11 protein-coding genes and 1 tRNA gene are annotated in these 15,501 nt (G+C 40.3%); 7 read left to right on the top strand and 5 right to left on the bottom strand.

Annotation, left to right across the window (positions count from 1 at the left end; all coding sequences use genetic code 11):
• Nucleotides 1–39: 39 nt before the first annotated feature.
• Nucleotides 40–912 carry an Npun_R2479 family HD domain-containing metalloprotein gene (locus tag NSP_RS20325; RefSeq protein WP_006196647.1) on the bottom strand — a complete coding sequence of 291 codons (873 nt, stop codon included), beginning with the start codon at nucleotides 910–912 and terminating at the stop codon, nucleotides 40–42.
• 509 nt (nucleotides 913–1,421) lie between these two features.
• On the opposite strand from NSP_RS20325, the gene NSP_RS20320 reads away from it, so the two are divergent.
• The 3 genes from NSP_RS20320 (at nucleotide 1,422) to NSP_RS20310 (ending at nucleotide 2,217) form a co-directional block, all read left to right on the top strand.
• Nucleotides 1,422–1,493 (top strand) — tRNA-Gly (locus tag NSP_RS20320).
• A gap of 129 nt (nucleotides 1,494–1,622) precedes the next feature.
• On the top strand, nucleotides 1,623–1,850 hold the full coding sequence (locus tag NSP_RS20315; RefSeq protein ID WP_006196648.1) for a hypothetical protein: 228 nt from the start codon (nucleotides 1,623–1,625) through the stop codon (nucleotides 1,848–1,850).
• On the top strand, nucleotides 1,840–2,217 hold the full coding sequence (locus NSP_RS20310; protein ID WP_006196649.1) for a type II toxin-antitoxin system RelE family toxin: 378 nt from the start codon (nucleotides 1,840–1,842) through the stop codon (nucleotides 2,215–2,217). The genes NSP_RS20315 and NSP_RS20310 overlap by 11 nt, the downstream gene beginning before the upstream one ends.
• 65 nt (nucleotides 2,218–2,282) lie before the next feature.
• On the opposite strand, the gene NSP_RS20305 is transcribed toward NSP_RS20310, so the two are convergent.
• Nucleotides 2,283–5,297: a type ISP restriction/modification enzyme gene (locus tag NSP_RS20305; protein ID WP_006196651.1), complete on the bottom strand. Its 3,015-nt coding sequence runs from the start codon at nucleotides 5,295–5,297 to the stop codon at nucleotides 2,283–2,285.
• Nucleotides 5,298–5,652: 355 nt separating this feature from the next.
• Between NSP_RS20305 and NSP_RS20300 the strand changes: the two genes are divergently transcribed.
• The 3 genes from NSP_RS20300 (at nucleotide 5,653) to NSP_RS20290 (ending at nucleotide 8,655) form a co-directional block, all read left to right on the top strand.
• Nucleotides 5,653–6,033 (top strand): endonuclease domain-containing protein, encoded by a 381-nt coding sequence (locus NSP_RS20300; protein ID WP_006196654.1) that lies wholly within the window; start codon nucleotides 5,653–5,655, stop codon nucleotides 6,031–6,033.
• 715 nt (nucleotides 6,034–6,748) lie between these two features.
• A complete protein-coding gene (locus NSP_RS20295) occupies nucleotides 6,749–7,939 on the top strand; it encodes an NAD(P)/FAD-dependent oxidoreductase (protein ID WP_006196655.1) in 1,191 nt (396 codons plus the stop codon).
• A gap of 62 nt (nucleotides 7,940–8,001) precedes the next feature.
• Nucleotides 8,002–8,655 (top strand): HAD-IA family hydrolase, encoded by a 654-nt coding sequence (locus NSP_RS20290; RefSeq protein WP_006196657.1) that lies wholly within the window; start codon nucleotides 8,002–8,004, stop codon nucleotides 8,653–8,655.
• Between the two features lie 132 nt (nucleotides 8,656–8,787).
• Here NSP_RS20290 and NSP_RS20285 read toward each other — a convergent pair whose 3' ends face one another.
• Complete coding sequence (locus NSP_RS20285) at nucleotides 8,788–9,336, bottom strand: NUDIX hydrolase (protein ID WP_006196658.1); 549 nt, start codon at nucleotides 9,334–9,336, stop codon at nucleotides 8,788–8,790.
• 81 nt (nucleotides 9,337–9,417) lie between these two features.
• Nucleotides 9,418–9,948, bottom strand: a complete 531-nt coding sequence (gene folK, locus NSP_RS20280) for a 2-amino-4-hydroxy-6-hydroxymethyldihydropteridine diphosphokinase (protein WP_006196659.1) — start codon at nucleotides 9,946–9,948, stop codon at nucleotides 9,418–9,420.
• A 318-nt stretch (nucleotides 9,949–10,266) separates the two neighbouring features.
• Here folK and NSP_RS20275 point away from each other — a divergent pair, with 318 nt between their 5' ends.
• A complete protein-coding gene (locus NSP_RS20275; protein WP_006196660.1) occupies nucleotides 10,267–12,477 on the top strand; it encodes a transglycosylase domain-containing protein in 2,211 nt (736 codons plus the stop codon).
• 146 nt (nucleotides 12,478–12,623) lie between these two features.
• On the opposite strand, the gene NSP_RS20270 is transcribed toward NSP_RS20275, so the two are convergent.
• Complete coding sequence (locus NSP_RS20270) at nucleotides 12,624–15,230, bottom strand: EAL domain-containing protein (RefSeq protein ID WP_006196662.1); 2,607 nt, start codon at nucleotides 15,228–15,230, stop codon at nucleotides 12,624–12,626.
• Nucleotides 15,231–15,501: the final 271 nt, after the last annotated feature.

The following is a 15,501-nucleotide window of genomic DNA, read 5'->3' as shown; positions in this document are numbered from 1 at the left end:
TTACTTACAGCACTTTGCAAGTAAAGATTCATATCTAATTTAACTATGTGGTTGTTCCACTAAATATAATTCTTCTTGGATCTTTTCGTGTTCTACAACAAAAACATTCGAGTAGAGATTAGCCATTATTTGCTTACCTTGTTGAGTCAAAGACAAATAACGCAATCCATCTTTAATATAAGGATAAACGCCATTCCAGTAAAACTTAGCGTAGTTTTTGCGTAAATCGGCAGGTGTTTTGTACGCCAAAACTTGATTCATTCCAGTTTCTTCAAATTCGTAGAATAAAGAAGTAATTTTTCTTAAATAACGGGGATCACTTAATTGTCCAATTAAATCAGCCGCACGGACTAAACCCGCATAGCTAGTGGTATCTTGATGATCCTCGGCTACAGGTACAGGAAACCGAGTTAACTCAATATTTAGTTTAATGGCTTCAGCATCAATTAAGGTGTCACCACCAAAACGCTCATCAATAAAAAGTTTAGCTCTATCAACATGATAGGGTGTCAGAGCCGCATCAGAAGCCCCAGGATGTAGAGAAATCATGTTTCCATCTTGACCTGTGGCATATAAACCTATGGTTTCTTTGTCTTCTCGGCAAACTCCTTTAACATAGCCTATATCATGACACAGCAAAGATATGATAAAATGCAGCCAGTCTTCACTAGAGACACCACCTTCTCTGATGTGTTTACCCCGTAAAATTTCCTGTCCCACAAGAGTAACTAAAACAGAGTGTTCCACATTGTGATATAGGGCATCGCTATTGGCAATATTTTCTAAGGCCATATTACCAGCCCAAGCAATTATATCTTGATAATCATGTTTTAAGCAGCCGTATGTGCGCCGGTAGCCCTCACGAATTTCCTTCACAAAGGCATCAATTAAAATTTCAGTGGCATTGAACATAATGGTTTCGCTTAGAGTTAAAATTTTTTATGTTAATGACTTCAAAATTGCATCGTCAGGTTTCCTGATGGGGGAATTTAGAGGATGTTTGAAAAGTCTGATTTGTTGCTAGCAAAACATTCTATATCCCCCTAAATACCCCTTAAAAAGGGGACTTTGATTCTAATTCCCCCCTTGAAAAAGGTGGGCTAGGGGGGATATGCGAGTGCCTAAAATCACAGCCAACCACTTTTCAAACAGCCTCTTAGAGACAATGCAGATTTATCTGTTGTAACTTAGGTATGAATATGGTTACTAGCAGTTTTTCTGACTTGTTCACAATCATAAGGCATATTTTCTCAATTTATCTAGAGGTAGTAAGTTGCAGGTGTACATAAATCCGTAAAATCGCCACCCAGGGCTGACTCGTCGCTGAGTTTCTGGTAATTAGCGAAAAACTGCTTTGTAAGTTATTATCTGTGAATATAGTGCTATTATAGTAGATGGCTTGGTTAAGCTAAATATGGGATGCGGGTGTAATTCAGTGGTAGAATGTCATCTTCCCATGGTGAACGTCGTGGGTTCGAGTCCCATCACCCGCTTTTGTTGTACATTCGCAAATTGATGTCGTTTTTCTAATTTTGTGTGGAGAATTGGGTAGCAAGGCAGTTTTCGCAAATTAATGTCGTTATGCTTAATGATTAACCACCAACAAACCGAAAAATTCATTTATGCTAATTGATAAAATTATCCAAGAACTACAAGGCATTCCCGAAGATAAATTAGCAGAAATTTATGATATAATTCACCACTTTCGTTTGGGCTTAAAAGAAGAATTATCTGCTGAAGAAACACCTACTGAGATTGTCATTGAAGGCATTCATCAAGGCATCAGAGAAGCTTTAAGTGGGCAAACTATACCTCTTTCAGAAATGTGGGATGGTATTGATGCAGAGTGAAGCATCACCGATTCAGATTGCTCTTACACCACGTTTTAAAAGGGATTTACGAGAACTTGCTAAACGCTATCGTTCAATTCGTAGTGATATCCAACCCTTAATAGAGCAACTTCAAGCAGGTAAAATTCCTGGAGATAGAATTGCTGGAGTTAAATATCAGGTTTTTAAAGTTCGTCTGAAAAATAGCAACATTCAAAAAGGAAAAAGTGGAGGCTATCGAGTCATTTATTATGTTAAAACTGAACAAGAAATCATCCTGACGACAATTTATTCTAAATCCGATATTTCAGATGTTAATAATCAAATTATTGAAGAAGCGATCGCAAAACATGAACAAGAAATTAAAATAGAAGATAATCCGAACTAACACTACAATAGGACTTACGCAAAATTCACGTAGTTACGTCATTACGTTGGCGAAGTTACAGCTTTTTATGGCTGACTGCTAGACATAAGATTAATAATCTTCATGGTTTCCACACTGACGGTACACACCCGCATTAATAAATCTATCACCTGTTCTTTATAATCTGCAAATCGGTAAGTGTTAAATTTTTCTGCAATGGTGGGATCTTTGGGTTTTTTCTCTTTATATTGATCTAAAATCCATTCTAAGGCGCAGCGATTACCGAGCATATATTCCCAAGCTTGACTGGGAATACTTTGTAATGTGGTGACATCATCTAAAATTATATTTCCTTTGGTTTTATCGGCTTTTAATTTGGGTTTGGGTGTTTTTTGGTAATCTTTTAAGGGAATATCAACACGGGTGAGGTTATAAGGTGCGACTGTTTCATAATTAATATGTAATTCCATGAGTTGTTTTCCCCAGTTAACCCATTGCGCGAAGTTTTCATAAAACGGTAAACGGGGAAAGTCGCGTTTCAGGTTGAGTTCGTATTTTTTCCGGTACTCTGGGTTATGTAAGACTGCGTAGGTATAATGGAAGATATCTATTTTTGTAATTGTTTTATCTTGGTAATGGCTTTGAATTTGTTTTAGTCCCCAGTCGGTTATATTATCAATGCGTTTTCCTTCTTTGTCGTAGCGGTATAGGGGTAAACATTGAGTTTTTTCAATTGTATCTAACCCAATTAATAAATTAGAGGTAAGACAGTGAAAATACTTGCTTGAACCAATACCTGACAAAGCAATATATTTATTTTCTAAGTCACTATTATTATAGATATTAAACCATTGATAAGTCATCCCGTTAAAATGCTTATCAAAATAAAGATACTGTTGATTATATGGACGGTATAAACTTTTAATAATTTGTTGAGGCTGAAAATTCTTATTAATTCTTTTATCTAAATATTTAGTTAATTCCCTATCCCATTTAATTTGATTTTTGTTGGTATAGTTTGAATCCTTCAGTGTTTTTTGATAAATTCCAACTAAAAATTTGACTTTTTCTTCTAGCGCATTTTGCGAAAAATCATAAACCCATTCATCTCTTTGAGTTGCTACACCTCTAGAAAACAACTTAAATACAGCTTCTTCTCCCTTACCTACTTTCACATCCTTATCAGCCAAAGGTAAAAGACTGTCAAAATCATTATCAGCTTGATTTATCCAGTTACCGTTATTATCTGGTTTAAAATGGGTAAAACCTAAATCTCTAAATTTCTGAGAACTAAAATATTTTTTCTTGTCCTCTGCATCGGTATAATCTTTAATTGAATTATAATAAACCTTAAAACCTTCCGCGTGTTCATTCCTGACTAAAAAATAAACAGCTATACCTACCCTAATTTCATCACTAAAGACATTACCACCCTCTTTGCGTCTTCTTTCTCCGCTTGTTCTCGCATTACCTTTAGTGTCAATAACATAAATTTCATTAAATTCTTTAGCGACAACTTTTCTAAACCCGTCATAAGTAATAGAATCTATAAAAGAACTGTTAGAAACAAATGCAATAATGCCATTTTTACCCAGTCTATCAGAAGCCCAGCGAATAAACCGAGTGTACATATCATAAAGTACAATATTATTCTGAGCCTTGCTATATTTAACGTAACTTTCCTTAATTAACTTATCTATTGCTGCATAAGTACGATTAGCGTTATTATCATTAAAGTTTTCCTGCTTGGCATTATAAGGAGGATTACCAATAATCACCGAAATACTTCGATCATTCTGGCGTTTTATCCTGGCGGTATTCTCCACACTCATAGCAAACAAATCCATTTGCTTACCCGCAAAAGATGTATGATCTAAAGTATCGACAAAACAAATATTCTCAAACTCCTCATACACCCCCATTTTCTGCTTATAGGTGTACTCAATATTCAAATTCGCAATATAATAAGGTAAAATCGCCACCTCATTACAATGAATTTCATGTTTATACTTGTACTCCAAACTGTGCTGGGGTAAATAATCAATCAATTCGGTAATAAAAGTCCCCGTACCCGTCGCAGGATCTAAAATTTCTACATCTTTATCAGCTAACAACTTACCAAAATTCTGATGTACTAAAAAATCTACACTTTCAATCATAAACCGGACAATTTCATTAGGAGTATAGACAATTCCCAACCTGTCCGCAGCTTTGGGATTATAAGCTTTATAAAAGTTCTCATATAACGCCTTGAGAAACTTCTGCTTTTCTTGGTGATTATAAATATTTGCCGCAGTCCGTCGAATCACTGCATAATATCTATCAATGGTTCCTAAAGTGTTGCGCTTGAGATTTCCGGTAAAAAAGGTAGAAATTACTCCTTGTAACTCCCGCGCCACATTATTTTCTCTGTGAAACTGCGACTCATTAAAAATATTCAGAAAAATATCTTCAGTGAGAATATGCTGAATCATCATTTCCCGAATATCAAACAAACTGATTTCCGGGTTAATTGATTCTTTGCAAATATCCCAAAACTTATTTCTAGCTGCTTCAAAAGAAATGTTATTTTTCCCTTGACTATCTATCAAATCTCTGAGAGAATCTAAAACAGTGGGTAAATCTTGCTTAAAAGTTTCTATAGCTGACCGAAAATCTTTAACTTCCGGTCTGACATAATTAATAAAATTGGTAATAATGCCATCTAACGCCTCAGCATCCTGCATAGAGACGCGCTGATTTTCTGTACCAGCTTGAATTAAAACCGCAGTTTGGGAATCTTCAAATAAAATATTACTATCAGGATAACCCTTATTTAACTTCTTTTCAATTTCTTGATCTAAATTATCGTATTGGTCTTTACTTTCCCAGTAACCCCAATCTAAACGCAAAGCATCCTTAACAGTACCATCAGGATAAACAAATTTGCCGTTGGGTAACTTATAATCCAACTCAGGAATCAGTAAAAAATCTCTCGGTTTGCAATATTCATTCAAGAGATTTTGAAAAGCCACACGAATAGAAGTTTCCTTCCGTGAACCACCAAACTGGATAATTTTCTGTACTTCCGCTTGATATTGACTAACTAAAAGTCTGGACATAATTAAATCAACTGATATGAGAGGTTGTTTGATAAGTTTTTAGCGGTAATTTTTATCACATTTTTACCCCCCTTAATCCCCCCTTACCAAGGGGGGAAACAAGAAAATCCAGTTCCCTCTCCTTTGCAAGGGGAGGGTTAGGGAGGGGTAAAACAATATTTGATACATTAATCATCACTTTTCAAACAACCTCTAAAAGGGATAAAAATTAATTTTGGTTTGACGGTAATAATTTAATTATAGGCTATTTGATACAGCATTTACGAGAATTGACTCTAATTTCCCCCCTTTGCAAGGGGGGATTAAGGGGGGTAATTTGGAATAAGCAAAACTAAACTTGATTGATATTCATGCTATGACAGAACTTTATAACAAAACCTCAGAAAGAGAAAAAAGGCGATTGCTTCGTAATAATATGCCGCCTGCGGAGCAGATTGTTTGGGAAAGATTAAGAAATCGCCAAGTAGAGGGTTGCAAATTTCGTAGACAGTACAGTATTGATGTCTTTGTTGTTGATTTTTATGCTACTGAATTAAAACTTGCTATAGAAATTGATGGGGATAGTCATTTTCAAGATAGAGTCCAGGTTTATGATTATGAACGACAATCTTTTCTCGAATCTAAAGGTACTCATTTTTTGAGATTTACAAATCTACAGGTTTATCAAGAGTTGGATGGTGTGATCACAATGATTGCAGAAACAGTTTGTCAATTACGGAAGATTACCCCTCCCTAACCCTCCCCTTGCAAAGGGGAGGGAACCGGATTTGTGATCTCTTCATGGGAGTATGGAATTATCGGTTGTCATCTGATAAGCCGGCAAAGGGGAGGGAACCGGATTTGTGATCTCTTCATGGGAGTATGGAATTATCGGTTGTCATCTGATAAGCCGGCAAAGGGGAGGGAACCGGATTTGTGATCTCTTCATGGGAGTATGGAATTATCGGTTGTCATCTGATAAGCCGGCAAAGGGGAGGGAACCGGATTTGTGATCTCTTCATGGGAGTATGGAATTATCGGTTGTCATCTGATAAGCCGGCAAAGGGGAGGGAACCGGATTTGTGATCTCTTCATGGGAGTATGGAATTATCGGTTGTCATCTGATAAGCCGGCAAAGGGGAGGGAACCGGATTTGTGATCTCTTCATGGGAGTATGGAATTATCGGTTGTCATCTGATAAGCCGGCAAAGGGGAGGGAACCGGATTTGTGATCTCCTTGCTTTCCAAGGAGTTTAGCTAAAGCCAGTTGACTTTTCACGATATTCCAGAAACTGGATTTCGGATCTCCCCCATTTCCAAGGGGGGATTAAGGGGGGTAATTTGCAATATGAACAAGTGCGCGGCTATTCACGAGTAATACATCCAGAGATTATCGACTCATGGCAATACAAGCACAGAAATTCATTACACTGAAAGTAGTTGCCATGCTGGGATAGATTCCTATAAAATCGATGACTGAACAAACTCCTAGAATATGTATCCTTGGTGGAGGCTTTGGTGGTCTCTACACCGCCCTCCGTTTAAGCCAATTACCTTGGGAAAACGGCGAAAAGCCGGAAATTGTCTTAGTTGATCAAAGCGATCGCTTTATTTTTGCACCTTTACTCTACGAATTACTCACAGGAGAACTACAAACCTGGGAAATTGCGCCTCCTTTTGAAGAACTTCTGCAAAACACAGGTGTGCGTTTTTGTCAAGCTATTGTTTCGGGAATTGACACCGAGCAAAAACGAGTACATTTACAAGAAGGCACAGAAATCGCTTATGATCGCTTAGTGTTAGCCTTGGGTGGAGAAACACCATTAGATATGGTTCCCGGTGCCATATCTCACGCTTACCCATTCCGCAATATTACAGATGCTTATCGTTTAGAAGAACGTCTGCGAGTGCTAGAAGAATCAAAAGCAGAGAAAATTCGCGTCGCCATTGTGGGCGCTGGTTACAGTGGTGTAGAATTAGCCTGTAAGTTAGCAGACAGACTCGGAGAAAGGGGACGTTTCCGCCTAATTCAAATCGGTGATCAAATTTTACGCACTTCTCCAGATTTTAACCGCGAAGCTGCTAAAAAAGCTTTAGACGCAAAAAAAGTATTTCTGGATTTAGAAACTAAGGTAGAATCCGTAGGGCAGGATACTATTTCCCTAGAGTACAAAAATCAGGTAGATACAATTCCTGTAGATTTAGTCATTTGGACTGTAGGAACCAGAGTTGCACCTGTAGTCAAAACACTAGCTTTAAAACAAAATCAGCGTGGTCAAATTACCACTACACCCACTTTACAAGTTTTAGAGCATCCCGAAATCTTTGCTTTGGGAGATTTAGCCGACTGTTGTGATGCAGAAGGACAAAAAGTACCCGCTACAGCCCAAGTTGCTTTTCAACAAGCTGATTATACTGCATGGAATATCTGGGCTTCACTGAGCGATCGCCCTTTATTACCATTCCGTTACCAGCAATTAGGGGAAATGATGGCATTAGGCAAAGATAACGCCACCCTGACAGGTTTAGGTATAAAATTAGATGGTTCCTTTGCATACCTTGCTCGTCGTCTAGCTTATCTCTATCGAATGCCGACTTTAGATCATCAACTCAAAGTTGGTTTTAATTGGCTAGTTCGTCCTATTATAGATACACTTTCTTAGTAGGTGTTGGTGTCTTCACCAAATCTCAAACCCCACATTTACAATTAATTATACAAAGTTTGATGGAACGACCGAAAGTTATTCTTTTAGATGCTGTCGGCACACTTTTCGGCGTAAAAGGTAGTGTGGGCGAAGTTTATAGTCAAATAGCCAAGGAATTTGAAGTTGAAGTTTCAGCCCAAATATTGAATACAACCTTTGTGCAAAGCTTTAAAGCCGCACCACCAGCGACATTTCCCAATGCAGATTTACATGATATTCCTCAACAGGAGTTTGAATGGTGGCGGAAAATAGCCTTTAATACTTTTAAAAGCGCCGGTGTTTTGCCACAATTTTCGGATTTTCCCGGTTTTTTTAGTGAACTCTATATTCACTTTGGGACTGCTGAACCTTGGTTTATTTATCCTGATGTTGTATCATCTTTGATAGACTGGCAACAACAGGGTATTGAACTAGGAATAGTGTCCAATTTCGATTCCCGCATTTTCTCAGTGTTGCAAAGTTTAGAATTGAGCAGTTATTTCAGTTCTATCACTATTTCTACCCAAGCCCGTGTCACTAAACCTGATCCTACAATTTTTGCGATCGCTTTAGAAAAACATAATTGTCCATCCACAGCCGCTTGGCACATTGGCGATAGCATTGTAGATGACTATCAAGGAGCCAAAGCGGCTGGTTTGAGGGGTATTTGGATAAATCGCCAGACAAATTCTTGAGATATAGCAACTTACAGCGCGCTTAGATCATATCTTTCTTCCGCCAAAACCCAGAACCTCACCCCCAACCCCTCTGGTTACTTTCGCGTAGCGTCTCCCTTTGGGAGAAGGAGAGGGGAGACTTTAACGTCATTAAACCAAAAACGGACGCGCTAACATAAAACTAGAAATCGATTTAGCATCTACCACCTCACCTTTGAGAATAGCTTTCTCGAATTCATCAGGAGTCATCAATACAGTTTCCATATCCTCATCATCATCTTGTTTTGGCGGGGTTTCCAGCTTTTGCAAATCTTTTGCCAAAAAAGCATAAATAATTTCGTCAGAATAGCCGGGAGCTAGAAAAAACTCACCTAGTTTGTCCCATTTTTGGGAAGTATAACCCGTTTCCTCCTCAATTTCGCGCTGAATTGTTTGCAGAGGATCTTCGGTGATTTCCACAGTTCCGGCGGGAAACTCTAATATCCTTCCTTGAATGGCAAAACGATACTGGCGCACCAGTACAAGTTTACCTTCTGCTGTCACAGGTACAGCCAAGGCTCCACCAGGGTGACGAATACATTCCCAATCTCCTTCGGCTTTATTCGGTAAGCGTAGGCGATTGACTTCAAAGTTAAACTTGCGACCTTTGTAAAACAAGCATTGTTTCAGTAACTGTGGTAATTCTCTACCTAATGGCATAGTAAATTTCTGTTATATCTACATAAATATACAAACACTGTTATTTAGAATCAGTGTTGTTTACGTTTATAGTTGGTAACTTTAATTGCTCTTTAACAAGAATACATCAGAACGGTCTACTGCTTTCACCAAATCTTTAATCACACCTCCAGAAATTGGTTCTACCCAGTCTGGTGCAATTTCTGCCAGTGGTATTAAGACAAAAGCCCGCTCTTTCATGCGGGGGTGAGGAATCTGGAGATGGGGCGTATCGATGATTAAATCATTATATAACAGTAAATCTAAATCAAGCGATCGCGCCCCCCAGCGCTCTTGACGCACCCGCCCAAATTGTTGTTCTATGGCTAATAAAGTCTCTAGTAATACATCTGGTGGCATTTCTACTTGCAAGATAGCGCAACCATTTAAATAATCTGGCTGCGGTGGACCGACAGCTTTAGTTCTGTACCAACTGGATTTAGCTAACAGCTTAATTCCTCGTGTTTTGCCTAATGTCTCGATAGCCGCTTCTAAAATTCCATAGGAATCGCCAATATTACCACCAAGGGCGATCGCACTAACTGGATCTGCTGCCTCTTGACCAGATACACTGAATAAACTTGGTTTGAGCAATTAGTTAAAACTGGTATATGAATAATGACCAAAAAATTACCGAATGCGAAAAAATATTTTTCTGTATTACTGAATTCAGTTGATTATTTATAAGCTACTATACTAACACAAACGTGGTGCGCTCATCCCAAAGGTTTTACATAGTGGGTAGGTTTCAGGTACTTTCAAAGAGGAACTCATGTGGAAAAGCTCACCTCCTAGTTCAAGCAAAGACCAATCAATTTCAGCGACTGTCACAAGGAGGTTACGCAATTGATCCCTAGTCATCATGATGAGAACGAGGAAGTCACAAATGAGAGCTAACCACCCACAAAGTTTATGAGTACAAGACAGTTATGGAATCAAATTAATAGTGTCTCCTCTGGCATAACTAGGATATTTAGCAGCCCAGACAGACCATTTTATCGTCGGATTTGGTTTTGGGCAAGTTTGGGTATAGGTAGTACCGTAGGTGGTACAATCATTGGCTCCTACTACTTAATTGGCACAATAGATCAAGCCTTACCAGATAAATCAGCACTCAAAGTAGCCACCAGGGCGGAAACCCTCACCATTAAAGCCGTTGATGGCACCATATTACAACAACAAGGTGAAGCCACCAGAGAACGGCTCAGACTAGACCAAATACCTGTTCAACTCCAACAAGCTTTTATCGCCTCAGAAGATAGCAGATTTGCCAGTCATCATGGTATTGATCCGCAAGGAATTATCAGAGCTGCTTGGAATAATTTGCGATCGCAAACCGTCCTCGAAGGTGGTAGCACCATCACCCAACAGCTAGGGCGAATACTCTTCCTCAAACAAGAGCAGACCATTTGGCGCAAACTCAAAGAACTGCGTCTAGCTCAGAAAATGGAGCAAGAGTTGACCAAAAACCAGATAATAGAACCTTACCTAAATTTGGTATATTTAGGATCTGGAGCTTATGGTGTAGCAGATGCCGCCTGGGTATACTTCAGTAAAACAGTAGATCAACTTACCCTCGGCGAAGCGGCGATGATTGCCGGATTAGCACCCGCCCCAAGTTTATACTCCCCAATCCAAAATCCTACAGTTGCCATCCAGCGCCGCAATATGGTATTGCAAAGGATGTATGAAGATGAATTAATTACAGCAGCCGAAAGACAAGCAGCCGCTCAAGAATCCCTCAACCTCAACAGCAGTTTTCCCAAACGGCTACAAGTAGAATCTCCCTACTTTACCAGTTATATTTTACAAGAATTGCCAAAGTATGTTTCCCCCGATGTCCTCACACAAGGGGGTCTAGTCGTGGAAACCACCCTCAATCCCACTTGGCAAAAAGCCGCAGAAGCCGCCGTTACCAAAACCTTAAAAAATCAAGGACGCTGGCAGAACTTTACTCAAGGATCTTTAGTAGCCATCGACCCCCGCAACGGTGAAATTCAGGCCATGGTGGGAGGAAAAGACTACAGTAAAACTCAGTTTAATCGAGTTACCCAGGCACAACGTCAGCCAGGCTCGACATTTAAAGGATTTGTCTATGCAGCAGCCATAGCCACTGGTAAAAGCCCCAATGACAGCTACCTAGATGCACCTTTTGTAGTCGATAAATACGAACCACAAAACTATGGTAGAACTTTTCGCGGCTCCATGACCATACGAGATGCCCTGACTCGTTCTATTAATGTCATTGCAGTCAAAGTATTGCTGGATGTGGGATTTCAGCCAATTATTAATACTGCCCACAATTTGGGAATTAAATCGGAACTCCAGCCCACCTATTCCTTAGCACTTGGCGCTCATGAAGTGAATCTACTGGAATTAACTAATGCTTACGGTAGCTTTGCTAATCAGGGATTATACATAGAAGCTCATGGCATTCGCCGCATCCTCAACCGTCAAGGAGAGGTAGTTTGGTCAAATAATTTCCAGCATCAGCGAGTTCTTGACCCTACCAGTGCCGGCATTATGACTTGGATGCTACGCCACGTAGTAGAAGCCGGCACAGGCAGCCCAGCCCAATTAAAAAATAGACCTGTGGCTGGGAAAACCGGAACCTCTGATGAATCCCGCGATTTGTGGTTTATTGGCTACATACCCCAAATTGTCACAGGTGTTTGGCTAGGTAATGATAATAACAATCCCACTTCGGGAGCAAGTGGCACGGCTGCGGCCACCTGGCGGGAATTTATGCAAAAAGCAGTAGAGGGAATGCCTGTAGAAAAGTTTCCCGCAAGACCCAAACTACAAGGTCGCGTAGGTAGCATTAAGGCGCAGCCCATCAAACCGAAATCAGTACAGCATCGTTCTATTTCCTCTACCTCAAATCAGCCAAGTCGCCCCAGTGCTAATGTTACCAGATCATCTAGACGTTCTAGAAGACGCTCACAGCCACAAACCACCAATGCACCTGCTAGAGTATATTCTCCTCCCAGACGGCGTAAAAAAGTAGAGTCAAATGCTACGCCACCCACCAGAACTAAGCGTCCTAGTAGTAGTTCTAGTTCTTCATCGCCCCAGCCTTCTTGGAGGGAAAGACTCAGACCCGGCTCAACTTCTCCAGATTAAATCGGACAAGCAGAAGAAGCAGGGGAGCGGGGAGCACCGGAGTAAGGGGGAGTGAGAAATTACTTTAAACTTCCGGTTACTTAACAACCGTTCCTCTTCTCCCCTGCCCCCGTTCCTCTTCTCCCCAGTCCCTAATTTCTTTAAATTTATTCAAGTTGGAGAATTTCTGTAGCCTTTTCACTCGGAAGCGCTTTATAAAAGAAAAAACCCTGAACATCCTCACAGTTGATGGATGCCAAAAAATCCAGTTCCTCTTGCTTTTCTACCCCTTCGGCGGTTAATCTTAATCCTAGACTTCTCCCCAAAGTCACGATCGCCTGGACAATATGAGCAACTTTCTCGTCCTTTGTCAACTCTTGGATGAAATATTTATCAATTTTTAAATTGTGAAAAGGTAACAGTTGCAGGCGCGAGAGCGAAGAATGACCAGTACCAAAGTCATCAATGGAAAGATTAACGCCCATTTGAGTTAAATCCTGCAATACAGTTCTAGTAAAATCTAAATCTTCAATGGCTGTAGTTTCTGTAATTTCTAATTCTAAAAACTTCGGTTCTAAATCTGTCTGTGCTAAAATTTTCGCTACAGTATCTACTAGTTGCGGTTTGCGGAACTGTTTAGGAGATAAATTGACAGCAATGGTCAGAGGAGGTAATCCCGCTTGCTGCCAGGCTTTATTCTGCATACAGGCTGTCCGTAATACCCATTCGCCAATGGGGATAATTAATCCACTTTCCTCAGCTATGGGAATGAAAACATTGGGCGCTACTAGTCCCATCTCAGGATGCTGCCAACGCAACAGCGCCTCCATACCAGTAATTTTTCTAGTCTTGATGTTTACCCTAGGTTGATAATAGACCACTAATTCTTTCCTTTCTAAGGCATAGCGCAAGCTCTTGTCTAAAGTCAAGAGTTCAGGATTTTTGGTATTGAGGGTCTTGGAGTAGAAGTGGTAGTTATTTCTGCCCTGATCCTTGGCATAATATAAAGCAGTATCTGCGTGCTGAATTAAAGTTTCGGCATCAGCACTGTGTTCATCAAGTATGGCAATACCCAGGCTGCCACTCACATAAAGTTCGTGTCCATCCAGATAAAATACATTGTCTAAAGCTCCTAAAATTCTCTGTGCCACCAAGGATACTTCTTCAAGATAATTCATCCGGGGTAGTAGGATGGTAAATTCATCACCCCCCCAACGGGCAACAGTATCCCCGCCTCTGAGGCAGCCTTTCAATCTTTGAGCCACTTCTTTTAATAATCGATCTCCCAAAGTATGACCCAATGTGTCATTAATCAGCTTAAAAAGATCTAAATCCAGAAACATCACAGCTAAACTTTCTCCGTTACGAATCGCGTTGGGTAAGGCTTTCTCCAGCAGCTCATTAAATAACAGCCGATTGGGTAATCCAGTCAAGTGGTCATGAAGAGCCTGAAAGCGAATCTTCTCGGACACCTGCTGACGCTGCCAAGCGCCACTGATACTGGCTGCTATTGTTAAAAGTGTAGATTCTTCATGCTTTGACCACAGGCGCTCTGTTGAACAATCTGCCAAGGCAAGATAACCCCAGAATTTTTCTTCTAGCCGCAAAGGTACTAGCAGCAGAGATTTTATGCCGTCTTGGGAAAGTAATTCTCGCTCTTCAGGAGGAAATTCTTTTGTTAATCCCCTAATAGATTTTCCACGAGAGAGAACAGCATACCAGCGTGATAATTTTGCAGATTGATAAGATTTATTTTGCCAGTGGTGCAGGGAAGAGCCAGTATTCATTTTTGTCCATTCAAACTGGAGGTTAACTACCATTTCGCCTGTGACTGTATGAATATGGTTATGAAACAGATAGATGCGATCTACCTGGGCAGCTTCCCCCAGCACAGCCAAAGCTTTGTCAATAGCGATTTCATAATTCATTTCTATGAGCAAATAATTGGCTACTTCTGCCACTGCCTGGAGCAAGCGATCGCGTTGTGTTAGCTCGGCTTGGGCTTGTTTTTGCTCTGTAATATCTCTAGCAATAAAAGTTCTAATTAAATTACTCTCTGGCAGAAAATGTACCGATTGTTCAAAAATCTTCTGATCCACTTGTACCTCACGCACAAATGGATTTTCCTGGCGATGAGTAACTGCATCTAGTAATTCTGTCAGGAGGGGATGTTGTTTACCCAATTTTTTAAGTTGGGGAAATTCCAAAGATGCAGCAGGATTGAGATAAGTCACCCTCCCCTTGAAATCCATCTCGATAATTGGATTGGGAATCAGTTCTGGGAAAGACGCTAGGCGCGCTAAGGCTGTATCATTGGCTCCTTGCGAGTCAGGATCAATAACTAAAGTTTGCACGGGATTAACGGCGTTGGCAGACAGGTCTACAGCTTGAGAAGATGCTGAAAATATTGTTGGTGATAAATTAGAATCAGTATAATATTTAGCCTGGGCTTGATAATCGCCAAATATAATCACGTCTCCATGCTTGAGATGATGAGAGAAGCATTTAGTCCCATTTACTAATAACCCATTACTACTACCCTTGCCTGAGAAGTTACCATCTATAATCCGAAAGCCATATTCGTCAGTTTCTGGAATAGTTACCCGCAATAAAATTGCGTGTTGCCTGGATACTGAAGGTGAATTGAGGACAATAGAGTTTTTACGATGTCGTCCCAGAGAATAAGTAGCCTCTTGAAGGGGGATAGTCTGCTGTCCTTGCAAGTCTTGAATAACCAAAAGGTGGCGTATTTGTTCCCGTTCATTTACTGGCATTTCTCATCCTTAAATTTTCATATCTGAGAATTTTGGCGGGAAAAACACTGGTAAACTCACCTAATTTTTCCGGCTCTGTTTTCAAAGAAAAGCTCTGTATGAGGAGGTAATATAAAATCTCCATGAAGGAATGGCACTAAGATAAGCTAAAACCTCGTCAGGGCAGGGTGTGGGAGGTGTGGGAGGTGTGGGGAGAACGTTCTCCCCACACCTCCCACACTCCCCCCACCCAAAAGCCAGTTATATCATGGCTTTGCGCTTAACTTCGTGC

Source organism: Nodularia spumigena CCY9414 (assembly GCF_000340565.2).
Lineage (GTDB): Bacteria > Cyanobacteriota > Cyanobacteriia > Cyanobacteriales > Nostocaceae > Nodularia > Nodularia spumigena.
Note: the sequence above shows the minus strand (reverse complement) of the source record. Positions and strands in the feature narration are given on the sequence as shown.